The organism is Citrobacter sp. Cpo103 (assembly GCF_030332605.1).
Classification (GTDB): Bacteria; Pseudomonadota; Gammaproteobacteria; order Enterobacterales; family Enterobacteriaceae; genus Citrobacter; species Citrobacter portucalensis.
This window is the reverse complement of the sequence record NZ_JAOWHO010000035.1, coordinates 377,125-399,136: the sequence shown is the minus strand read 5'-3', so window position 1 is coordinate 399,136 and position 22,012 is coordinate 377,125. Positions and strand designations below refer to the sequence as shown.

The following is a 22,012-nucleotide window of genomic DNA, read 5'->3' as shown; positions in this document are numbered from 1 at the left end:
CCCCTTATTGCAAACGTTCTAATAAACGAGCCAGTTTTTTATTACCGCCAGCGACAGGCGCCCACTGGTAATGCACCACAGGTTTTTCTGCCGCCTGTAAATCCAGTGCAAAACTGCGTAACCCGGCATTAATGACCGCCACTTTTTCCAGTAGCGCAGGTGCGGATTGATGAGATAACGGTTGAACTGTTCGAATCAGTTCAGCGGCAAGTAGTGTTGCCTCAGGCAGTGAATTCACCACGGCGATACCGGCATCTTCCAGCGTGGCAATTTGCAGTGAACGGCACTGCGGATCGCGCTCGGTGCCGGTGACCGTCGCAATGGCAAACAGCGGTTGATCGCTATCTCGAGCAGCACACGCTTTCTGCCAGGCCTGAGCCAGTGATGCAGCCGGGTCGGCTGTCGCACCGTAGCCAATCACAACATCCACCAGCAGCACCCTAACCTGCGGCTGCGAACCCAGATCCGTAATAAGCTGATTACGTAATGCGGGATCGATCATCGGATGCGGACGCCCGACGGTGTAAAAATCATCACCCAGATCGATAATCTGATGCCCGGCGGCATCCAGCATCATCCCGTGGTGGTGTTCTGCATCCGCCGGGACATTCAGGTGACCGGCCAGCAGCCCCGCCGCTTCAGCAGCCAGCGTACCTCCGGTATACAGCCCCCTGATTACGCCATCTCCTGTAGCGAAAAGCGCACTGCGTCGCGCAGTCACTCGCGCCAGTAAACAGGCAAGACGGGCTGCATCATCCAGCGTCGCTGCAAACCAGACGTTCTCGTCTCTGGCAACCGCAGAGACATAACCTAAAAACAGGGCGACAACAGGTTTGCCCGTGGCTTTCATCGCCGTAACCATACGCTGGCGAACAGCCTCCGCTGGTGGTTTAGAGACAAATGCCAACACCTGGCTTTTATCATCTGCACCGAGCATTTCCAGTGCGGTAAGTGCGCTAATTCCGCCCACCTCGGCACTTAGGTCTCGTCCCCCCAGACCAATGGCGTGAGTAATACCTTCACCAGCCAGTGCTATCTGTGAACAGAGCTCCTGAATCCCTGTACCGGATGCACCTATCACACCGATGTTGCCTTCCGGCATCACGTTGGCAAAAGCCAGCGGCGTACCGGCGATCATGGCGGTTCCGCAGTCCGGTCCCATCACCAGCAGACCTTTATCTTGTGCGCGGCGCTTGAGATTGATTTCATCTTCCAGCGTGACGTTGTCGGAGAACATCATGACGTTCAGGTTACGATCCAGCGCCTGGTTCGCCAGTTCTGCCGCATATTCGCCCGCAACAGAAATTAACGTCATATTCGCCTCAGGCAGTTTCTGACACGCGCTTTCCCAGCGTCTGACCTGCAGGAGCGCTTGACTCCCCCCGGTGGCCTGCGCCAACTGCTGCAACGACTCATCCAGTTGCTGCAAAATAGCCTGCGTAATACTTTCATCAGCCGTTTCAGTACGAATAGCCACGCAAATATCATTCGGCGTTGCCTGATTAAAATCGTCATGCCAAAACCCGGTCGTTTCCAGCAACGATTTATTCGCCGGCGTACCCATCATGACCGATACATCGTCTACATTTTCGGACTCACTCAGCTTGCGTGAAATAATCATTAAACTGACAGAGTCCTGAAAACACCCTTTTTTAATAAAGGCGTGAATCATAACAACCCCTTAATAATTGCACCCATGGCAATTGCACGAGTAGTGTTAATGTGGAACTCAAGGTATATATCCGGCATCACAAATAGAGTGACTGATATCACATACAATTTATTAGCAAAAGAATTTTAACAACCACCAGAGGATTACATGTTATTTTCTAACGGCATTATTTATTTAAAAAGAAATGGCAAATCAGCGCTGATTATCAAATAAATTCTAACTATATTTTTTTGTGTGTCTGGATCACATAATCTGTTTATATTCCCGGTATGTTAACGACAGTCATGCTTCACACCGTCGTTAAAAAGGAAGACAGATGAAAATCAGTCGGGAAACACTCCACCAGCTTATCGAGAATAAGCTTTGCAAGGCCGGACTAAAACGTGAGCACGCAGCAACGGTTGCCGAGGTATTGGTTTATGCCGATGCCAGAGGCATTCACTCTCATGGTGCCGTACGCGTTGAATACTATGCCGAGCGCATTTCAAAAGGCGGCACCAACCGCGAACCCACATTTCGTTTTGAAGATACCGGTCCCTGTACAGCGATTTTGCACGCCGATAATGCCGCCGGGCAAGTCGCAGCAAAGATGGGCATGGAGCATGCAATTGAAATTGCTAAAAAAAATGGTGTCGCCGTTGTCGGAATTAGCCGAATGGGACACAGCGGAGCCATTTCTTACTTTGTGCAGCAAGCTGCCCGGGCAGGCCTGATTGGCCTCTCCATTTGCCAGTCCGACCCGATGGTTGTACCTTTCGGCGGCGCGGATATTTACTACGGAACCAACCCATTAGCCTTCGCGGCACCTGGAGAAGGTGACGATGTCATAACCTTTGATATGGCCACAACGGTGCAAGCCTGGGGTAAAGTTCTCGATGCCCGCTCGCGTAACGAACCGATTCCCGATACCTGGGCTGTCGATAAAAATGGTGCACCTACCACCGACCCTTTTGCAGTCAATGCGTTATTACCCGCAGCTGGGCCAAAAGGCTATGGTCTGATGATGATGATCGATGTGCTATCTGGCATTCTGCTGGGATTACCATTTGGTCGTCAGGTCAGTTCCATGTATGAAGATTTGCATGCGGGGCGTAATTTAGGCCAACTGCATATAGTGATTAATCCCGATTTTTTCTCCTCCAGCCAATTATTCCGTCAGCATCTCAGCCAAACCATGCAAGAGTTAAATGCCGTTACGCCTGCACCTGGTTTTAAACAAGTTTATTACCCTGGACAAGATCAAGATATTAATCAACGTAATGCCGCGGCCCATGGCGTCGACATTGTTGACGATATTTATCAATACCTGATTTCCGATGCTCTCTATATCAAGTCATACGAAACAAAGAATCCCTTTGCACAATAATTATTGAAACAGGAATTTCATATGATCAACCATTTTCGTCACGCAATAGAAGAAACCCTTCCCTGGCTCTCTTCCTTTGGCGCAGATCCTACTGGTGGGATGACGCGCTTGCTGTATTCGCCAGAATGGCTTGAAACACAACAGCAATTCAAAAAGCGTATGGATGCCAGTGGCCTGGAAACGCGCTTCGATGAAGTGGGCAATTTGTACGGTCGCCTGCGCGGAAGCGCATCACCGGAACAGGTAATTTTGAGCGGATCGCATATTGATACCGTCGTCAACGGCGGCAATCTTGACGGCCAGTTTGGCGCACTGGCTGCGTGGCTAGCGATTGACTGGCTTAAGACCACCTACGGCGCGCCGCTGAAAACGGTCGAAGTAGTTTCTATGGCAGAAGAAGAAGGCAGTCGATTCCCGTATGTATTCTGGGGCAGTAAGAACATCTTTGGGCTGGCAAATCCCGATGACGTTCGCAACATCCAGGATGCCAAAGGCACACGTTTTGTTGATGCGATGAACGCCTGCGGCTTTACCCTTCCTGCCAAGCCGCTTCACGCTCGCAGTGACATCAACGCCTTTGTTGAATTACACATCGAGCAAGGGTGCGTGCTTGAAAGCAATGGTCAGTCCATCGGCGTCGTCAGCGCGATTGTCGGGCAGCGCCGCTATACGGTAACGCTGAACGGCGAATCCAACCATGCGGGGACAACGCCGCTGAGCTACCGTCGCGACACCGTTTACGCCTTCAGCCGTATCTGTAGCCAGTCGATTGAGAAAGCCAAAAAACATGGCGATCCTCTGGTACTAACCTTTGGCAAAGTTGAGCCGCAGCCAAACACCGTCAACGTGGTGCCAGGAAAAACGACTTTCACGATCGATTGCCGTCATACCGACGCCGAAGTGCTGCGTGATTTTACTCAGCAACTGGAAAATGACATGCGTGCCATCTGTGATGAAATGGACATTGGCATTGATATCGATTTGTGGATGGACGAAACGCCGGTCCCGATGGACACAAAACTGGTCGCCACCCTCACCGAACTGTGTGAAAAGGAACAGCTGAACTACCGGGTGATGCACAGTGGTGCGGGCCACGATGCGCAGATTTTCGCTCCCCGTGTGCCGACCTGCATGATTTTCATGCCCAGCATTAACGGTATCAGCCACAACCCCGCTGAACGCACAAATATTAACGACCTTGCCGAAGGGGTCAAAACTCTGGCATTAATGCTTCATCAACTTGCCTGGCAGAAATAAGGAGTCAACAATGGGATATCTGAATAACGTCACGGGTTACCGCGATGATTTACTGGCTAACCGCGCAATTGTAAAACACGGTAACTTCGCCCTCTTAACCCCCGATGGACTGGTTAAAAATATCATTCCGGGTTTTGAAAACTGTGACGTCACCATCCTGTCAACGCCAAAACTGGGCGCATCGTTTGTTGATTATCTGGTGACGCTGCACCAGAACGGTGGCAACCAGAGTGGTTTCGGCGGTGAAGGCATTGAAACGTTCGTTTATGTTATTTCCGGAAAAATTGAGGCAAAAGCAGAGGGTAAAACGTTCGCTTTGACTCAGGGTGGATACCTTTATTGCCCGCCTGGCGAGCTGCTCACCTTTAGCAATGCCCAGACAGAAGACAGCCAGCTGTTTTTATACAAACGTCGTTATACGCCAGTAGCAGGTCATTCGCCGTGGCTGGTTTCCGGTAACGCCAACCAGTTAGAACGTATTCATTATGAAGGCATGGATGACGTGATCCTGCTGGATTTCCTGCCTAAAGAATTGGGCTTCGATATGAATATGCACATTCTGTCGTTCGAGCCGGGCGCCAGCCACGGTTATATAGAAACGCACGTACAGGAACACGGTGCCTATATTCTCTCAGGCCAGGGGGTTTATAACCTCGATAATCAGTGGATACCTGTGAAAAAAGGCGACTACATCTTTATGGGCGCTTATTCCCTGCAGGCCGGATACGGCGTGGGTCGTGGTGAAGCATTCAGCTATATCTATTCCAAAGATTGCAACCGGGATGTTGAGATCTAACGGCGTACAGCCCGCCTGATAATTTTTTATTTAGCTATGTTGGGTTTTGCCACGGTTAATACCGTGGCTTTTTTTATGCTTAACGCTGATTCACAACCTGGCCCAGTTTCATCGCGCATGCAATATTACGCGCGCAGTGATAGAGATTGGTTTCGCCGCTCGCCAGTACTTCTGCTAACGGTGCGAGGCGCGGCAAAATACTGAATACCGCATCAATACCGTGATCGTGAACCACCTCCACGCCTTCCCCCAGCACCCCTGCAATGCCAATTACGGGAACATGATGCTGCATGGCCACCGACGCTACACCAATGGGCGCTTTACCGCCGACCGTTTGTGAATCAATACGCCCTTCGCCGGTGATAACCAGCGCCGCGTCTTTGATGGATTGCTCCAGCTGTACTGCCTGCAACACAATCTCAATACCTGGCTTCATGCTGGCCTGCAGGAAGATAACCGCTGCAATCCCCATTCCTCCGGCCGCCCCACCGCCCGCAACCTGAGCAACATTCTCACCGGTCAGTGTTTGCAGCACACGGGCATAGTTGAGTAACCCTTCTTCCAGTATCTCAACCATCTCAGGCGTTGCCCCTTTCTGCGGGCCGAATACCCTTGCGGCGCCGCGCGGGCCAACCAACGGGTTATCCACGTCACAGGCAACGTCAATGCGACATGCTTTCAGTCGCGGATCGCACTGTTGCAGGTCGATGCTCGCCAGACGAGACAAGCTACCGCCTCCTGCATTTAATGACACACCCTGCGCATCAAGAAAACGCACGCCAAGCGCCTGAACCATCCCCATACCGCCATCAACCGTGGCACTCCCGCCAATACCAAGAATAATATGACGAATACCTGCATCCAGCGCATGCCGAATCAGCTCACCGGTACCGTAACTTGAGGCCAGGAGAGGATTACGTGCCTGCGGTTCGACCAACATCAGCCCACTCGCCGCCGCCATTTCAATAATTGCGGTCTTTCCGTCACCGGTCAGGCCATAAAACCCCATGACCTTTTCCCCCATCGGCCCGCAGACTTCCACAGAGATAACTTTTCCCCCTGTTGCCGCCACCATTGCATCCACGGTTCCCTCTCCACCGTCAGCAACCGGCAAACAAATATATTCTGCATCAGGGAATATGGCTGAAAATCCGGCTTTAATTGCCTGGCAGCATTGGTCGGCGCTTAAGCTCTCTTTAAATGAATCTGGCGCAATTACAATTTTCATCATCAATCCTTTTCATCATGTTATTTAATGCGTTCCCATGGAATGAGATTTTCCATAAGCACTGCCAGTAAAATCCCCACCAGCAAGCCATTGCTCAGTAATGGCCGAATAGTCAGCGGAAGATCTTGTAAATAAACCGGAGGCAGCCCCATCAAAAAAATGCCGACAAACAGGGGGAGCGCCAGTCGATAAATATTTCGCGCGGTAAATGTGATTTGCTGGCTAAATACCAGACCGGAATAAAGCAACGGAAGATAAGAAACCAGCATCACAGCGCTGCTGATCGCCAGCGGAATCGCGCAAAATAAGCGGGTTAGCGGCGTCACTATCGCCACGAATAAACATAATACGCTGCCGCAAATAAATGATTTTCGCGAGCTGTCGCCAGTCTGTGTTAACAGGCCGATAGAAGAGACAAAAGGTGAAAATGGAATCACGGCAAAAGGTACTGTCACCAGCGTTATAAAGCCGGAAATGATAAAACTGCGACGATAACGCGAGCTGCTGGAGCCTTGCTGCGCATAAAAAACATCGGTGCCACGCACCGCTCCATAGGTATTACTGATATTCACCAGACCGGTGATAACCGCAGTCAGAATAATGCCCGGTAACAGTCTGCCATGGCTGCCTAACGGGAACCACTGCCAGATTAATTCGCTGGACGGCAGGGATGTCGATGGAAAGCACAATCGCCAAAGCCCCCACCCTACGACTGCGCCCACCAACAGGGCATAGCGTGAGATCCGCTGCGGTAAAAAGATGATCATCGCAAGGATGAAGCACATCACGGCAACTGCCAGGCTAAAGGGAGCCAGTTGAATTTTGACGCTGGTATCAGCAATGCCAAAGGGTAAACCCAGCATGCCCTTAAAAAAGATGGTGGTCAGCTGCGCGCCGAGCAGCAGCATAAAAAAAACCATAACCGTTGGGGTAAAAAGCCGTGCTAATCGATGCCCTAAGCCACTAAAGCCGATAATCATCGTCAGAACAGCGGAAATCACAATCCCAACGGACAGACTGGTGGCGATATCATTGAGCGGTGTTCCTCGTGACGCCTCAGCCAGAGTAATCGTCAGAATGGTTCCCCACCATAAACCGGTTGGCCCTTCCATAATGGCACGGCGATGGCCACAAATTACCTGAGCAAGACAGGCCAGCGACGTCGTTAAAAAAGCGTACTGCGTAAGCATTAGCAGATGGTTCGCGGGGAGATGAAAAGCAGAAACCAGCGTTGGCGGGACCACGACCGTATTACAAAAAATAAAGAAAAACCACTGAAAGCCGGATAACAAACTTTCACGGTTAATAACAGGAAGCATATTCATACCTTAAAATAGAGAATGCCCGCCAGCATGACGGGCATTAATTCACATCACATTATTGTTGATGTTTAAGGATAAATTGACCTTTTGGCGATACCGGGAAACCCTGCTCGATGTCATAAATAACATCACCACGCAGAATGGTTTTCGTAATGCGCGCGCCAATTGTACGGCCAACATACGGGCTGACTTTATGGCGATATTCCAGATCTTCATTTTTCAGAATGTATTTGCTGTCCGGCTGAATAAAGACGAAGTCAGCATCTTTACCGGGTGCGATACGCCCTTTCTGCTTCAGACCAAAAATATCTGCAGCATTGGTTGCCATCAATTTTGCAAACAGCGGCAGTGACATACCGCGTTTTTGCACTGCTTCATCAAACATAACGTCCATGCAGCTTTGCAGTCCGGCAATACCGCCCCACGCCTGCATGATATTTCCGGCCTTCATTTCTGGAGGACATGGAGAGTGGTCGGATACCAGGCAGTCAATCTCACCGTTAAACAATTTTTCCCACATACCCTGCTGGTTCTGCTGATCGCGGATCGGCGGAGAGCATTTTGCCAGGGTACCAATCTCTTCAAACTGATCGGTATCCAGCACGAAATAATGTGGACAAGATTCGCAGGTCACATCCTGACCTCCCTGACGAGCGCGGGTCACTTCTTCCACACCTTCTGGGCTGCTGATATGGCAGACGTGCAAGCGACAACCGGCGACTTTTGCCAGATACAATACGCGACGAATAGCTTCCACCTCGGTAAATACCGGACGTGAGGCCACATAATCATGCGCCGTCACACGGCCTTCGCGTTTAGCTTCCTCGCCAAGCTCATCGCAGATGAGCGCGTTTTCGCAATGCACCAGTACCGTTTGGCCCATTTCTGCCAACTTCTGCGCGCCTTTGTAGAACTGCCAGTCGTTAACATCACGGAAATCATTATCGATACCGCGGTCACCGCAGGTGGCAACAAAGCATTTGAAGCCGACAACACCGACCTCATCCAGCTCGTGCAGGCGATCGAGGTTATAAGAGACCAGACCGCCAAGCTGTGCAGCATCGATAGTCAACTTGCCTTTAGCCGCATCAAATTTCAGTTCGATGGTTTCACGATCCACCGTCGCTGGCAGCTGGTTGAGAGGCATTTCGATCATCGTGGTGATACCGCCTTTTGCCGCGGCGCGCGTTCCGGTCTCATAGCCTTCCCAATGCGTACGGCCCGGCTCAGAGATATGGGTATGCGCATCAACCATGCCAGGTGAAACCACCAGACCCGTCGCATCCATGACCTGTTTTGCCTCACCCAGGTTCTCGCCAATGGCGGCGATTTTTCCTGCCTGGACGGCAATATCAACAATACGAGCTTCATTTTCTAAAATAACAGTACCGTTCTTAATAATTAAATCAAAAGACATAACGAACTCCTTGTATGGATACAGATAGTTTTTATAAATAACGCACTTTTAATAAAATGCGCGTACTGATTTCATCACATCTGACCTGTAACTTTTTGTACGCCGGCTGACTGCACACCCGTTCTTTTTTTCAGTAAGGCATATGCCACGAAAGCGACAATAACCCCAACAAACCACGACACTCGCGATAAAGGCTCAAGGAATGGAATAAACTTGCCACCCAGTGAAAGAATTACGGCAACTAACGTTACGGAGAATGCAGTCAGGTTAAACCCATTATCATAATATTGGTAATCACCGCTCGCGGTATATAATTCATCAAGATTGATTTGGCCACGCATAACCACAAAGTAGTGAGCTAACATAACTCCAATAACAGGGCCAAGCATCCCACCAATGATATCCAGAAACAAATAAATACTGTTCTGATTTTCCATTAACTTCCACGGGCAAATCAGCAAACTAATAATACTTGCGATCAATACACCGTTTTTATACGTTAATTTAGTCGGTGCAATAGCGGCAATCTGATAACCGGCCGGGATAATATTACCCGTAGCGTTTGTTGAGATAGTTGTCATCAGAATAACCAGTACCGCAAAGAACGAGGCAAACAGACTGTCCCAACGCTGAACGATATCCAGCACATTCCACGTATCCATTCCGTAATGAATACTGGCACCGGCGATAATGCACACGCTGGCAATGGCAAATAGCACGTATGCGACAATAAGCCCCAGCGTCTGACCCAATGCCTGTTCACGGAATGAGTGGGCATTTTGCGTGAAGTCGGATGCGCTCACCGCCGGTGCGGCCCATACCGCGACAACCGCGTTGATAACAACCAGGAACAGGAATCCGCTGTTACCCGCTTTTTGCACACCGCCAGGAATGTAGTCCAAAATCGGTCCAATTCCTACCAGGGATATTGCCCAAATAGCCATCCCACCGAATACGATATAAATACAGGGGTTGAGGATAGCAGTAAATTTATTTAATACCTTACCACCGCCAAAACCAATACCGACGTTGATGAGCCAAAAAATAAGAAATGTAATTAATCCCGGCAGAGATAGCCCTAATAACGTAAAGTCACCGCCCAGCGTTAAAAAACCTGGCCATATCTTGCCAATGAGAATAAGAAATGCCAGCGATCCGGCATAACATTGCAGACCGAACCACATAATTGCTGCAATCCCCCCTCTCAATAGTCCCGGAAAGAGTGCTCCACGTACGCCATACGAGCCACGCAGAATCATTGCAAAAGGTACACCGTATTTACTTCCAGCGGCACCATTCATTACCATGACTAACGCAATAAACAATGCACTGATAATAATAGCCAGCATGATGCTAAATGTGGAAAGTCCAAGTATAAAGAACCCTCCGACCATAACGTAATTAGGTACGTTATGCACAGAACCCATCCATAATGTAAAATAATTGAATGTTTTCCAGTTTCGTTGTTCGGCCGTTTTTGGTAATAAGTCGTCACTATAACCACGTTGTTGGTATAGATCTCTTTGATGTTCCATAAATCCCTCTTGTCACGTATCGGATAACGTTGTAATGGGTTTAGCTATGCGGAACAAAAACAATAAAGAAAATAATGCAAATAATTTTTATAATATTTTATGCAGCAGTAATAATATGTGTTGCTTTCTTTTTATATAACGTAACACCAGCAAAAATCAGCGTTCCGGTTACCACCAGACAAGCTGAGATGACAAAGCTTATTTCTTTTGACCCAGTTAAATCAGAAATAAATCCGGTTAATGTTGGCGCAATAACTGCTGAACTCATGCCAAAGAAGTTAAACAGGCTGAATGCTCTGCCCAGCGTTTTTGACGACGCCTGTTCAGAGACAAAGGAGATCAGAATCGGATCCACCGCCATTTTGCCGAGTAAACCGTACAGAGTCAGGCTGACCATCAGCATCGTGGTATTTGGTGATAACACTGTAAATACCAGCATGGCTGCGGCCATAATTTCCAGACCAAGAATGACTTTGACTTTGCTGTTGCGAAACTTATCGGACAGATGGCTAAAGAACAATGCGCCAGGGACACCCACTACGGCAACCAGCGCCGAAGCCACTCCAATTGCACCGCCGTCAAATCCCCTCTCAGTCTGCAGATAAGACGGAAGCCAGGTCACAATCAGGTAATAACCATAACAGGTACAGAAGTAGAGGAAGTAGACGCTGCACAACAGACCCGAAAACAACGGCGGATTCTTCTCTTCTGTCGTCGTAGCCGTCTGTGCTTTCTGGTCTGACGCAGGCGTTTCGCTTTTTGCCTTGCCACGGATTACCAATGTAAATACACACAGCATCACAACCAGCACAGCGGCAACAAGGAACAGAACGTTTTGCCAGGCCATACTCATGCTTTTTACCAGCACGCTGGAACCAATCAAACCAATCCCCATCCCAATTGCTGAACCGCTATTAATAATAGCGTTTGCCAGTGCTCGACGAGCCTGCGGGACATTTGCCGAAGAGAGTGAATACGCTGAACTAAAGAAAGAGGCACAGCCCGCTCCCGCCATTAGCGAACCAGCATAGATCATCACCAGTCCCGTGGCTTTTGCAATACTGAGCGTACCAATAATAAAAAGCGTAAACCCACACATCAGCATAATTTTCTGGCCAAGTTTATCGACCAAAATTCCGCAGGGAATTTGCATACTGCAATAGGCGAAGAAATAAAAACTGGCAATGGCGCCAATTTCAGCATTGCTGACATTCCCCAACGATGCCTGAATCTCAGGGTAAATAGGAGTCAATACGGTGCGATAAATCCATATCGCCACCCAACCCAGACTCATTACAACAACGATCTTCTTCCAGTATTCAATACCGGATTTGTTCTTTTCACTCATGACATGCACCTTTCCAAAGTGTGTCTGATTAAAATATATCGCTGCAAAGAGTGCAGCGATACCTACGATCATGACAATTTATGATTTGCCATTAATTCCAGTGCCTGAACCATTGCCGAGTGATCCAACTGGCTACCGCCATTCGCGGCACAGGTATTAAATAATTCCTGACAAGTTGCCGTATTAGGCAAATTCAATGAGAGCGCCTTTGCACTTTGTAATGCAAGATTGAGATCTTTTTGATGCAATGCAATTTTGAAACCGGGATCAAAGGTGCGTTTGATCATGCGTTCACCATGAACTTCCAGAATACGAGAAGAGGCAAACCCGCCCATAAGGGCCTGGCGCACGCGAACCGGATCTGCCCCCGCTTTTGAGGCAAATACCAGCGCTTCAGAAACAGCTTCAATATTTAAGGCAACGATAATTTGGTTAGCCACTTTGCAGGTTTGGCCATCACCATTACCACCTACCAGAGTGATATTCTTACCCAGAATATCAAACAGCGGTTTGACCCGTTCAAATACCTCTGGCTCACCACCAACCATAATAGACAAGGTACCTTCGCGAGCGCCAATTTCCCCACCAGAGACTGGCGCATCCAGATAGTCACCGCCCAGCTCATTAACCTGCTTAGCAAAACGTTTGGTTTCGATAGGAGAAATAGAACTCATATCGACAATTGTTTTTCCCTGCAATGAGGTTTTAGCGCAGCCGTGCTCGCCAAAAAGCACTTCTTCAACCTGCGGCGTATCCGGAACCATTATGAAGATAATATCTGCAAAATCAGTTACCTGACGTGCGGTTTCAACATTTACTGCGCCTAATGACAGCAGTTCTTCCGCTACCGGACCAATGGTCGTCACATGCAGCTGATGTCCGGCGCGAGCCAGATTAATCGCCATTGGCGATCCCATAATACCCAGGCCAATAAATCCCAGTTTCATTTTTAACCTCTTATATATCTGCCGGTTTTCCCGAATTCAGGCAACACGCCCCCCTTCCAACAAAGTGGAAAAAATAGCGATGCCTGAAATCCTTACAAATTATCGATATTGATTAATCCACGTTAATCCCGCTTCGGTGGTGGTTAACGGTTTATATTCACAACCAACCCAGCCGTCATAACCTGATTTATCGATAAACTTAAAAATAAAGTCATAATTAATTTCCCCGGTCCCTGGTTCTCCGCGACGAGGATTATCTGCAATTTGCAAATGACCTATTTTATTTGCCCATGTGGTCATGGTTTGGGTTAACTCTCCCTCCATGCGCTGCATGTGATAAATGTCATACTGAATCTTGATATTATTGCAGCCGACGCTGTCAATTAGCGCCAGAGCCTGATGAGTTCCGGTGAGATGAAAACCCGGTATATCAAAATGGTTGATCGGCTCAATCAGCAATAAAATATCTTCTTTTGCTAACATATTTGCCGCATAGCGCAGGTTTTCCACCAGCGTCTGTTGGATCTGTTCGGCAGAAAACCCCGTAGGCGTTTTACCCACCAGGCAATTGATCTTCTTATTGCCAAGCCCCTTCGCATAACGAATAGCCGCTGCCACACCGTCACGAAACTCTTCTTCGCGGCCCGGAATACAGGCGATACCACGTTCACCCGCAGCCCAGTCTCCGGCAGGAAGATTATGCAGAGTATGTTCCAGTTGGTTGTTTTGCAGCTTTTCTTTTAATACATCAATGTCGTAATCGTAGGGAAACATAAACTCTACGCCACGAAAGCCCGATTGTGCCGCTTTATCAAAGCGCTCAAGGAAACTGTATTCCAGAAACAGCATGGAAAGATTGGCTGAGAAACGTAACATTTGTCACTCCCTCTATTCGTATTTCATAAAACAGGTTTCGGTTGGCGCATCGGTAGCACCGTCTGCAATCTCTTCAAACTCGGTAACATTATCCAGTTCGCTGCCCATGGAGATATTCGTCACACGTTCAAGGATCACTTCGACAACAACCGGAACGCGATACTGCGCCATCAGAGCTTTGGCTTGTTCAAACGCCGGAGCAAGCTCTTCAGGTTTAAATACGCGAATGGCTTTACAGCCTAACCCCTCAGCCACTTTGACGTGATCGACGCCGTAGCCGTTTACTTCGCTGGAGTTGATGTTTTCGAACGCCAGTTGCACGCAGTAATCCATATCAAACGCGCGCTGCGACTGGCGAATCAACCCCAGGTAGGCGTTGTTAACCAGTACATGGATGTAAGGAATGTTGAATTGCGCACCCACTGCCAGTTCTTCAATCAGGAATTGGAAGTCAAAATCCCCTGAAATCCCGACGACATTGCGCGAAGGATCAGCCACACAAACCCCTAATGCCGCCGGTAGCGTCCAGCCAAGAGGGCCAGCCTGACCGCAGTTGATCCAGTGACGGTCTTTAAATACATGCAGCATTTGCGCAGCGGCAATTTGCGATAACCCGATGGTGGTGACGTAGCAAACATCACGACCAAAGGCTTTATTCATCTCTTCATACACACGCTGCGGTTTAACCGGAACATTGTCGAAGTGGGTTTTACGCAGTAGCGTCCGCTTACGCTGCTGGCATTCATCAACCCAGCTATTCCGGCAAGGCAAACGTCCGGCTTTCTGCATCTCCTGAGCAACGTCAATCAGCAAAGTCAGCGCGGCTTTGGCGTCGGAAACGATACCTAAATCCGGGCAAAGAACGCGGCCAATTTGCGTCGGCTCAATATCGATATGAATGATTTTTCGCCCTTCAGTATATTTCGTGACGGAGCCGGTGTGTCGGTTAGCAAAGCGGTTACCAATACCGAACACCATATCGGAAGCCAGCAACGTGGCGTTTCCGTAACGATGCGCCGTTTGTAATCCCACCATTCCGGCCATTAACTCATGATCGTCCGGGATACATCCCCAGCCCATCAGCGTAGGAATTACCGGTACGTGGGTTAGTTCAGCAAAGCGTTGCAGCAGTTCGCAAGCATCCGCATTAATCACCCCACCTCCAGCTACGATGACCGGACGCTCAGACTGAATCAGCATTTCCAGCGCTTTCTCAATCTGTTTGCGGCTGGCAGCAGGTTTGTACACCGGTAGAGGCTCATACATTTCTGGATCGAATTCGATTTCTTCAACCTGAATATCAAAAGGTAAATCGATCAACACCGGACCAGGACGACCAGAGCGCATAACATGGAATGCCTGCTGTAAAACCCGAGGAAGCAGCGCCGCTTCACGCACCGTTACCGCCATTTTGCTAACCGGTTTGGCAATAGACTCAATATCAACAGCCTGGAAATCTTCCTTATGCAAGCGGGCGCGAGGGGCCTGGCCTGTGATGCATAAAATAGGAATAGAATCGGCAGAAGCGGAATACAGCGCGGTGATCATGTCAGTACCTGCCGGGCCGGAAGTGCCAAGGCAGACACCAATATTTCCTGCCGTTGCACGCGTATAGCCTTCCGCCATATGGGAAGCACCTTCAACATGACGAGCCAGAATGTGACGGATACCTCCGTGCTTACGCATCGCGGAGTAGAACGGGTTAATTGCCGCTCCTGGAACCCCAAATGCGGTGGTGATGCCTTCTTTTTCCAGCACATACATTGCCGCGTCAACGGCTCTCATTTTTGCCATTTTCTTTCTACCTCTATTTATTGGAAAAATTTTCCAACTTTGAAAAAATCCAAAAAAGTCCCGCTCCTCTGAGCGGGCTGCGACTTACGCTACGGGTGCTTTTAAACCAAGCGCCGTACTGATATCTCGTGCAGTATCCCGTACCAGCTCCCCCTGACTGATAAAACGATCTTCCGTCAGTCTGGATGCGGGCCCCGAAATAGAGATGGCAGCGACGACACTGCCTGCATCGTCATAGATAGCAGAAGCGATGCAATTCAATCCAATAACATGCTCTTCGTGATCGACGATATAGCCATTCTCACGCGCCAATTCCAGATTGCGCAGCAGAGTCGGAAAGTCTACCAACGTGGTCGGCGTAAATTGCTGCAAACCCGTTTTCACGACGATGTCCATTAGCTCTTCTTCCATCAACGGATAAAGCAGTGCTTTTCCCGCACCAGAAGCATGTAGCGGCATACGACTGCCCAAAGGTGCGCACATTCTGACCATCGATTTGCACTCCTTCTGACCAATCAACACCGCTTCGGTGCCATTGCGAATCGCGACATTAACCGTTTCGCCCGACAGCAGCATTAATCGGTGCATAAACGGTCCGGCTACTGACAGAACATCGCGATTATGAATATACGCGGAGCCTACGTTGAATACGCCTAACCCGATGTGCCACCAGCCTAATTGGCTGTCCTGATAAACAAAATCAGCAGCCTGTAAAACCTTTAACAGGCGAAAAGTCGTGGAGAGCGGTAAATCCAGACTGCCGGAAATATCGCTCACTGACGAACTGCCTCCACTTCTTTCGAGATACTGCAAAATTGCAATGCCTCTCTCAAGCGCCTGAGCGCCCTTTTGCGCGACCGGCTCCGCCTGTCCTGGCCTGCCACGCCGTCTTACTTCCGTCACCACTGCATTTACTCCGGCCCAAAATATGAGCATAAACAATGAACAATATGTTCATATTAAGCAAGAAGGCCGATAGCGTCACGCAAAACAGAGTTCATGAGCAGGGATACTTTCAACATCACAATTATCGCTACCACCACGATCCACGGTCAGAAAATCGGTCACGGTTTGCCAGGCGAACAGCGGGTGATGCCAGACGTTTCGGTGGTAATTCACACCCTGTTGGCCATTGGTGATAAAAGCTTTTAAGGTGGAAAGATCGGGTTTGTCCTCGCCGAGCGCGACAATCACCACAAACGCCTCACCCTTCATGGGCATAAATGCCTGGGTGCCTAGCGGGTGGCGCTCCAGTTCATGCACAACAATCGGCATAGCCGCTGGTTGCGCGCGATTAATACTGATGAGCGTACGATCCTGCTCCAGGACCTCGACATTGGCCAGGTCGTGATAACGTTCAACGAGCCCATCATTGATATGAAAAAAATCACGTTTATGAGTTTCTATGACATCGCCATAGGCGCTGAACGTGTGCTGATTTAACGGTAATACCTCAAGTTTCATCATCATTTCCTCGTAACTGAATTCCGCTGAACCGCAGTCAGAACACGTGGCGGTTTCAATACCATGCAATCTAAAACCTTCGTGATTTAACATCAACACAAAAATTGGAAAATTTTTCCAAAACTAGATTTAGACCACAATTTAAACAAGGCCATTATGCAAAAATACTTATAAATCAGAGAACAAGAAATCAGGCTTGTAGAAGATCATTGAGGGAGTAGCTGACGATGTTTGACCCGGAAACACTGCGTACCTTTATCGGCGTCGCCGAAACGGGAAGTTTCTCCAGGGCGGCGGACCGCTTGTGTAAAACCACAGCCACCATCAGCTACCGTATTAAACTTCTGGAAGAAAATACCGGCGTCGCGCTGTTCTTTCGCACCACCCGAAGCGTGACGTTAACCGCCGCCGGTTCTCATCTCCTTTCTCAGGCAAAAGACTGGCTCGCCTGGCTGGACAGCATGCCCAGCGAGTTGCAACAAGTGAACGACGGAGTAGAGCGCCAGGTGAATATTGTGGTCAACAATCTGCTGTACAGCCCTGAAGCCGTCGCTCGCCTGTTATCCTGGCTTAACGCACGCTACCCCTTTACTCAGTTTCACTTTTCCCGGCAGATTTATATGGGCGTGTGGGATTCTCTGCTGTACGAAGGATTTTCACTGGCTATCGGCGTCACCGGCACTGAACCAATGGCAAACACCTTTACCCTCGATCCTTTGGGTTCTGTTCAGTGGCGATTTGTTATGTCGGCGGATCATCCGCTGGCAAACATCAGCGGTCCATTAACGGAAGCGCAACTGCGCCGTTTCCCGGCTATCAACATTGAAGACAGTGCGCGGACCCTGACCAAACGGGTCGCATGGCGTCTTCCAGGTCAAAAAGAGATAATCGTCCCCGACATGGAAACCAAGCTTGCAGCGCATCTTGCGGGGGTGGGTATCGGCTTCGTTCCGCAGCCGCTCTGCCAGCCGCTGCTGGATAGCGGGCAACTGGTTAGTAGCATCATCCCGACCATGCGTCCCCCCTCTCCCTTAAGCCTCGCATGGCATAAGTTTGGCGCAGGTAAAGCAGTTGACGATATTGTGACGCTGTTTACCCAGCGAAAACCGGAAATTGCCGGATTTTTGGCAATTTTCAACAATGCACGCGATTGAAAATCAAGTCATCCTCTCATTTGGCGCGTAAAATAGTACGCAGGATGATTTGAGGTTTCGTTTTTTACTATGCAAGACACACAAACAACACAAGACTACCGCGCAATTTTGCTCGCCGGTACGCCTTTAATCGATGTACGCGCCCCCGTGGAATTTCAGCAGGGCGCAATGCCGGGCGCAATCAACCTTCCCTTAATGAACGATGACGAACGTGCCGCCGTTGGGACCTGTTATAAACGTCAGGGACCCGAAGCCGCCCTCGCGCTCGGCCATCAACTGGTCTCGGGTGAAACCCGCCAACAGCGTATGCATGCCTGGCTGGATGCCTGTCGTCAAAATCCTGCAGGCTATTTATGCTGCGCGCGCGGCGGTCAGCGTTCACATATTGTGCAGCAGTGGCTGCATGAGTCCGGCATTGACTATCCGTTGATTAAAGGCGGTTACAAAGCCCTGCGCCAGGCAGTGATACAGCTGACTGAAGAATTAGTGCAAAAGCCGATTGTCTTAATTGGCGGCTGTACCGGGAACGGTAAAACGCAACTGGTGCAACAGCAGCCAAACGGTGTGGATCTCGAAGGTCTGGCGCACCATCGCGGCTCCTCGTTTGGGCGCACCGTTGAACCTCAATTAAGTCAGGCGAGTTTTGAAAACCTGCTGGCGGTTGAAATGCTCAAAACCGATAGCCGTCAGGATTTACGTCTGTGGGTACTGGAAGATGAAGGCCGCATGATCGGGGCTAATCATCTGCCCGAATGCCTGCGCGAGCGCATGACCCAGGCATCAATTGCGGTGGTGGACGATCCTTTTGAGCGTCGTCTGGAGCGACTACGCGAAGAGTATTTCGTGAAGATGCACCACGATTTTACCCACGCTTATGGCGAGAGCCAGGGCTGGCAGGAGTACAGCGAGTATCTGCACCACGGCCTGTTTGCTATCCGCCGTCGTCTGGGTTTACAACGTTTTGCCGAGCTGACCACCCTGCTCGACGAGGCTCTGCGCGAACAGCAGGCAACGGGCAGCACCGACGCCCATATGGGCTGGCTGGTGCCGTTGCTCAATGAGTATTACGACCCGATGTATCGTTATCAGCTGGAAAAGAAAGCCGCGAAAATCGTTTTTCGCGGCACATGGCACGACGTTGCCGAGTGGCTTAACGCACAGTGATCAGTGTCTGTCGCGCTTATCTGCGCGTTTTGCCAGCCAGTCACCCAGCACCTGAACGACCTGCACCAAAATAATCAGCGCCACCACGGTGACGATCATGACCTGGGTTTCGTAGCGGTAATAACCAAAGCGAATCGCCAGGTCGCCGACTCCACCGCCGCCAACGATCCCGGCCATCGCGGAGTATCCGATCAGACTCACCAGCGTTATCGTCAACCCACGCAGCAGACCCGCGCTCGCTTCAGGTAACAGAACGGTGCAGATGATGCGCATCGGGCTGGCACCAAACGCTTCCGCCGCTTCAATAATGCCTTTATCGACTTCACGTAACGCGCTATCAACCAGACGGGCATAGAAAGCGATTGCCGCCACCGAGAGCGGGACCGACGCCGCAATAGGGCCAATGGTATTCCCGAGCAAAAACTGGGTTAGCGGCAGCAGCAGAACCAGCAGGATCACAAACGGTACCGAACGAATAATATTCACCAGCACGGAGCTGAGCAGATACACAAAACGGTTTTGCCAGAATAAATGCCGGTCGGTGACGAAAATCAGAAAACCGAGCGGCAGACCACCAATAATTGCCAGCACCGTAGAGATGCTCAGCATCTGGAAGGTTTCATTAAACGCCAGCGTCAAATCCGGCAATAAATCATCCACGAATCACCTCCACCTGTGCAGTACGTTGACGAATATGTTCCACGGCGACTTCCACCGCTGAAGGGTTATGCGGCGCGGTCAGTTGCACGACCAGAATCCCCAGCGCACGTTCGCCAATATATTCAATTTTGCCGTGCAGAATGTTCACCGCCACGCCAAATTTAACCGCGACTTCTGACAACACCGGCTGTTCCGCCGAATCGCCGATGAACAGAATTTTTAGCAACTGACCAGGCAGATGCTGGCGCAGACGCTCGGGCAGCGTCAAATTGAGGGTATGCGACACCAGCTGCTGCGTGAACGCGTGCTGCGGGTGAGCAAAAACGTCAAACACCTCACCAGACTCCACCACCTTGCCACCGGACATTACCGCCACGCGATCGCAAATCGATTTGATCACGTTCATCTCGTGAGTGATCAGCACGATCGTGATCCCCAACTGTTGGTTGATCTGCTTAAGCAGCGCCAGAATCGTGGCCGAGGTTTCGAGGTCCAGCGCCGAGGTAGGTTCATCACACAACAGCACATCCGGGTGATTGGCAATCGCGCGGGCAATACCCACACGCTGCTTTTGCCCACCGCTTAGCTGAACCGGAAAGCGGTTCGCCTTGTCTGACAGCCCCACCAGCGCCAGGATTTCGCTCACGCGCGGGCCAATTTTACTGCGCTCCCATCCGGCAGCCTTCAGGCTAAAGGCGACGTTTTGCGCCACGGTACGGGTATGCATCAGGTTAAAATGTTGAAAAATCATCCCGATACGCTGACGGGCTTTACGTAGATGCCCCCCTTCAAGCGCGGAAATTTCTACGCCGTTCACCTTCACGCTTCCCTGGCTCGGACGCGTTAAGGCGTTCAGGGTGCGCAGCAGCGTACTTTTCCCCGCGCCGCTGGTCCCGACAATGCCAAATATCTCACCTGCGCCGATGCGCAAGCTGACGTCATCAACCGCCCGGGTTGATGGTCCACGGCCTGCGCTAAAATCCACGCAAACTTTCTCTATCTCAATCATAGCCACCTCAGAAATGCGAAAAGGGCAGTCGTCGCTGCCCCTGTTAACCCTTGTGCGCAGCGATTATTGGGCTGCCGACATCCATTCCGGTTTCTGGAAGGCGCTGTAGATATTTTGCGGATCGTCGATCACCGCGCGATACGCCGGAGATTTCACCGCCTCAACAATATCTTTGGCGAACGGTTTATCCGCATCTTCAGTGCGTACCGCGATGATATTTTTTAGATTTTCGTCCAGGTGTTCCTGCTTGATGGCGCTGGCGAGATCCATTTTTGCCGCCACGGCAAAGTTACCGTTGACCAGCGCACCGGTCACACCGTCCAGCGTACGCGGCAGCTGTGCCGCTTCCAGCGGTTTAAACACCAGCCCTTTCGGATTGCTGGCGATATCGCGCTCGGAGGCTTTAGTTGGATCAATATTGTCTTTGATGGTGATAAGGCCAATAGACTGCAGGAAACGCAGACCGCGAGCCAGGTTGGTGGGATCGTTGGAGAGCGTGATCACATCTCCTTTTTTCAACTCATCCAGGCTTTTGATTTTATGTGAGTAAAACCCCATCCCTGCCGTCGGGACCACAATCAGCTTGCTCAGCTTCAGGCCTTTATCTGCGGTGAATTTGTCAAAATAGAGCGAATGCTGGAACAGGTTAGCATCAATGCTGCCGTTGGAGAGCGCCATGTTTGGCTGCACGTAATCGCTGAATTCGCGCACCACTACCTTATAGCCTTTCTCTTTCAGCGTGGGGGCAATGGCCTGTTTCACCATATCACCGTATGGCCCAGGCGCGACGCCAAACACGATTGTGTGCGGGTCACTGTTCGCATGAGCAAACTGTAATCCACAGGCCAGTAACAGCGCCCCGGTCGCGACGCGTAAACTCTGACGCAATCCCATATTCTCTCCATTTTAACGTTGTGGTGTCATGTCTCACGCCGTTCTTGCGGCGTTGTTCTTGTTGGCCTGTTAACAGGCTGATTGTTAACATGACACAGATCACAACCTG

At 50.2% G+C, this 22,012-nt stretch carries 19 protein-coding genes; 5 read left to right on the top strand and 14 right to left on the bottom strand.

What is annotated here, in order from left to right:
• Positions 1-4 precede the first annotated feature (4 nt).
• Positions 5-1,672: an acyl-CoA synthetase FdrA gene (locus OGX89_RS18455; protein WP_126955893.1), complete on the bottom strand. Its 1,668-nt coding sequence runs from the start codon at positions 1,670-1,672 to the stop codon at positions 5-7.
• Positions 1,673-1,988: 316 nt separating this feature from the next.
• Here OGX89_RS18455 and allD point away from each other — a divergent pair, with 316 nt between their 5' ends.
• Genes allD through allE form a run of 3 tightly spaced genes read left to right on the top strand, consistent with a single transcriptional unit; the run spans position 1,989 to position 5,091 of the window.
• A complete protein-coding gene (gene allD / locus OGX89_RS18450; RefSeq protein WP_126955894.1) occupies positions 1,989-3,038 on the top strand; it encodes an ureidoglycolate dehydrogenase in 1,050 nt (349 codons plus the stop codon).
• Between the two features lie 21 nt (positions 3,039-3,059).
• Positions 3,060-4,295 (top strand): allantoate deiminase, encoded by a 1,236-nt coding sequence (allC, locus tag OGX89_RS18445; RefSeq protein ID WP_003831100.1) that lies wholly within the window; start codon positions 3,060-3,062, stop codon positions 4,293-4,295.
• 10 nt (positions 4,296-4,305) lie between these two features.
• Positions 4,306-5,091: a (S)-ureidoglycine aminohydrolase gene (allE, locus tag OGX89_RS18440; RefSeq protein ID WP_048226232.1), complete on the top strand. Its 786-nt coding sequence runs from the start codon at positions 4,306-4,308 to the stop codon at positions 5,089-5,091.
• A 79-nt stretch (positions 5,092-5,170) separates the two neighbouring features.
• On the opposite strand, the gene glxK is transcribed toward allE, so the two are convergent.
• From glxK to allA, 10 genes are all read right to left on the bottom strand, one after another.
• Positions 5,171-6,319, bottom strand: coding sequence for a glycerate 3-kinase (gene glxK, locus OGX89_RS18435; RefSeq protein WP_193135123.1), 1,149 nt, complete (start codon positions 6,317-6,319; stop codon positions 5,171-5,173).
• Between the two features lie 20 nt (positions 6,320-6,339).
• The gene (locus OGX89_RS18430; protein ID WP_126955896.1) at positions 6,340-7,638 is read right to left on the bottom strand and encodes a uracil/xanthine transporter; all 1,299 of its coding nucleotides are present in this window, start codon (positions 7,636-7,638) and stop codon (positions 6,340-6,342) included.
• 58 nt (positions 7,639-7,696) lie between these two features.
• A complete protein-coding gene (allB, locus tag OGX89_RS18425; protein ID WP_063941344.1) occupies positions 7,697-9,058 on the bottom strand; it encodes an allantoinase AllB in 1,362 nt (453 codons plus the stop codon).
• 74 nt (positions 9,059-9,132) lie between these two features.
• A complete protein-coding gene (locus tag OGX89_RS18420) occupies positions 9,133-10,593 on the bottom strand; it encodes an allantoin transporter (RefSeq protein ID WP_003831095.1) in 1,461 nt (486 codons plus the stop codon).
• Positions 10,594-10,690: 97 nt separating this feature from the next.
• Positions 10,691-12,013, bottom strand: a complete 1,323-nt coding sequence (locus tag OGX89_RS18415) for an MFS transporter (protein WP_126955897.1) — start codon at positions 12,011-12,013, stop codon at positions 10,691-10,693.
• Complete coding sequence (gene glxR / locus OGX89_RS18410; protein ID WP_126955898.1) at positions 12,010-12,888, bottom strand: 2-hydroxy-3-oxopropionate reductase; 879 nt, start codon at positions 12,886-12,888, stop codon at positions 12,010-12,012. Before glxR ends, OGX89_RS18415 begins: the two co-directional genes overlap by 4 nt.
• 99 nt (positions 12,889-12,987) lie before the next feature.
• On the bottom strand, positions 12,988-13,764 hold the full coding sequence (gene hyi, locus OGX89_RS18405; protein WP_003831092.1) for a hydroxypyruvate isomerase: 777 nt from the start codon (positions 13,762-13,764) through the stop codon (positions 12,988-12,990).
• Positions 13,765-13,776: 12 nt separating this feature from the next.
• Positions 13,777-15,558 carry a glyoxylate carboligase gene (gene gcl, locus OGX89_RS18400; protein ID WP_063941341.1) on the bottom strand — a complete coding sequence of 594 codons (1,782 nt, stop codon included), beginning with the start codon at positions 15,556-15,558 and terminating at the stop codon, positions 13,777-13,779.
• A gap of 84 nt (positions 15,559-15,642) precedes the next feature.
• Complete coding sequence (gene allR, locus OGX89_RS18395) at positions 15,643-16,461, bottom strand: HTH-type transcriptional repressor AllR (RefSeq protein ID WP_032934542.1); 819 nt, start codon at positions 16,459-16,461, stop codon at positions 15,643-15,645.
• Positions 16,462-16,539: 78 nt separating this feature from the next.
• Positions 16,540-17,022, bottom strand: coding sequence for an ureidoglycolate lyase (gene allA / locus OGX89_RS18390; protein ID WP_032934541.1), 483 nt, complete (start codon positions 17,020-17,022; stop codon positions 16,540-16,542).
• Between the two features lie 227 nt (positions 17,023-17,249).
• Here allA and allS point away from each other — a divergent pair, with 227 nt between their 5' ends.
• Positions 17,250-18,176 carry an HTH-type transcriptional activator AllS gene (allS, locus tag OGX89_RS18385; protein ID WP_003831088.1) on the top strand — a complete coding sequence of 309 codons (927 nt, stop codon included), beginning with the start codon at positions 17,250-17,252 and terminating at the stop codon, positions 18,174-18,176.
• A 69-nt stretch (positions 18,177-18,245) separates the two neighbouring features.
• Complete coding sequence (gene mnmH, locus OGX89_RS18380) at positions 18,246-19,340, top strand: tRNA 2-selenouridine(34) synthase MnmH (protein ID WP_126955899.1); 1,095 nt, start codon at positions 18,246-18,248, stop codon at positions 19,338-19,340.
• Here mnmH and OGX89_RS18375 read toward each other — a convergent pair whose 3' ends face one another.
• The 3 genes from OGX89_RS18375 to OGX89_RS18365 form a co-directional block, all read right to left on the bottom strand.
• Positions 19,341-20,000 (bottom strand): methionine ABC transporter permease, encoded by a 660-nt coding sequence (locus OGX89_RS18375; protein ID WP_003831085.1) that lies wholly within the window; start codon positions 19,998-20,000, stop codon positions 19,341-19,343.
• Positions 19,993-21,009: a virulence-associated ABC transporter ATP-binding protein SfbB gene (gene sfbB / locus OGX89_RS18370; RefSeq protein ID WP_032942581.1), complete on the bottom strand. Its 1,017-nt coding sequence runs from the start codon at positions 21,007-21,009 to the stop codon at positions 19,993-19,995. Before sfbB ends, OGX89_RS18375 begins: the two co-directional genes overlap by 8 nt.
• A gap of 63 nt (positions 21,010-21,072) precedes the next feature.
• Positions 21,073-21,903 carry a MetQ/NlpA family ABC transporter substrate-binding protein gene (locus OGX89_RS18365; RefSeq protein ID WP_063941337.1) on the bottom strand — a complete coding sequence of 277 codons (831 nt, stop codon included), beginning with the start codon at positions 21,901-21,903 and terminating at the stop codon, positions 21,073-21,075.
• Positions 21,904-22,012: the final 109 nt, after the last annotated feature.

Excerpts from the sequence above, each read along its gene's own strand:
- OGX89_RS18455 (WP_126955893.1), bottom strand. The coding sequence starts at position 1,672 with ATGATTCACGCCTTTATTAAAAAAGGGTGTTTTCAGGACTCTGTCAGT.
- allD (WP_126955894.1), top strand. The coding sequence starts at position 1,989 with ATGAAAATCAGTCGGGAAACACTCCACCAGCTTATCGAGAATAAGCTT.
- allC (WP_003831100.1), top strand. The coding sequence starts at position 3,060 with ATGATCAACCATTTTCGTCACGCAATAGAAGAAACCCTTCCCTGGCTC.
- allE (WP_048226232.1), top strand. The coding sequence starts at position 4,306 with ATGGGATATCTGAATAACGTCACGGGTTACCGCGATGATTTACTGGCT.
- glxK (WP_193135123.1), bottom strand. The coding sequence starts at position 6,319 with ATGAAAATTGTAATTGCGCCAGATTCATTTAAAGAGAGCTTAAGCGCC.
- OGX89_RS18430 (WP_126955896.1), bottom strand. The coding sequence starts at position 7,638 with ATGCTTCCTGTTATTAACCGTGAAAGTTTGTTATCCGGCTTTCAGTGG.
- allB (WP_063941344.1), bottom strand. The coding sequence starts at position 9,058 with ATGTCTTTTGATTTAATTATTAAGAACGGTACTGTTATTTTAGAAAAT.
- OGX89_RS18420 (WP_003831095.1), bottom strand. The coding sequence starts at position 10,593 with ATGGAACATCAAAGAGATCTATACCAACAACGTGGTTATAGTGACGAC.
- OGX89_RS18415 (WP_126955897.1), bottom strand. The coding sequence starts at position 12,013 with ATGATCGTAGGTATCGCTGCACTCTTTGCAGCGATATATTTTAATCAG.
- glxR (WP_126955898.1), bottom strand. The coding sequence starts at position 12,888 with ATGAAACTGGGATTTATTGGCCTGGGTATTATGGGATCGCCAATGGCG.
- hyi (WP_003831092.1), bottom strand. The coding sequence starts at position 13,764 with ATGTTACGTTTCTCAGCCAATCTTTCCATGCTGTTTCTGGAATACAGT.
- gcl (WP_063941341.1), bottom strand. The coding sequence starts at position 15,558 with ATGGCAAAAATGAGAGCCGTTGACGCGGCAATGTATGTGCTGGAAAAA.
- allA (WP_032934541.1), bottom strand. The coding sequence starts at position 17,022 with ATGAAACTTGAGGTATTACCGTTAAATCAGCACACGTTCAGCGCCTAT.
- allS (WP_003831088.1), top strand. The coding sequence starts at position 17,250 with ATGTTTGACCCGGAAACACTGCGTACCTTTATCGGCGTCGCCGAAACG.
- mnmH (WP_126955899.1), top strand. The coding sequence starts at position 18,246 with ATGCAAGACACACAAACAACACAAGACTACCGCGCAATTTTGCTCGCC.
- sfbB (WP_032942581.1), bottom strand. The coding sequence starts at position 21,009 with ATGATTGAGATAGAGAAAGTTTGCGTGGATTTTAGCGCAGGCCGTGGA.
- OGX89_RS18365 (WP_063941337.1), bottom strand. The coding sequence starts at position 21,903 with ATGGGATTGCGTCAGAGTTTACGCGTCGCGACCGGGGCGCTGTTACTG.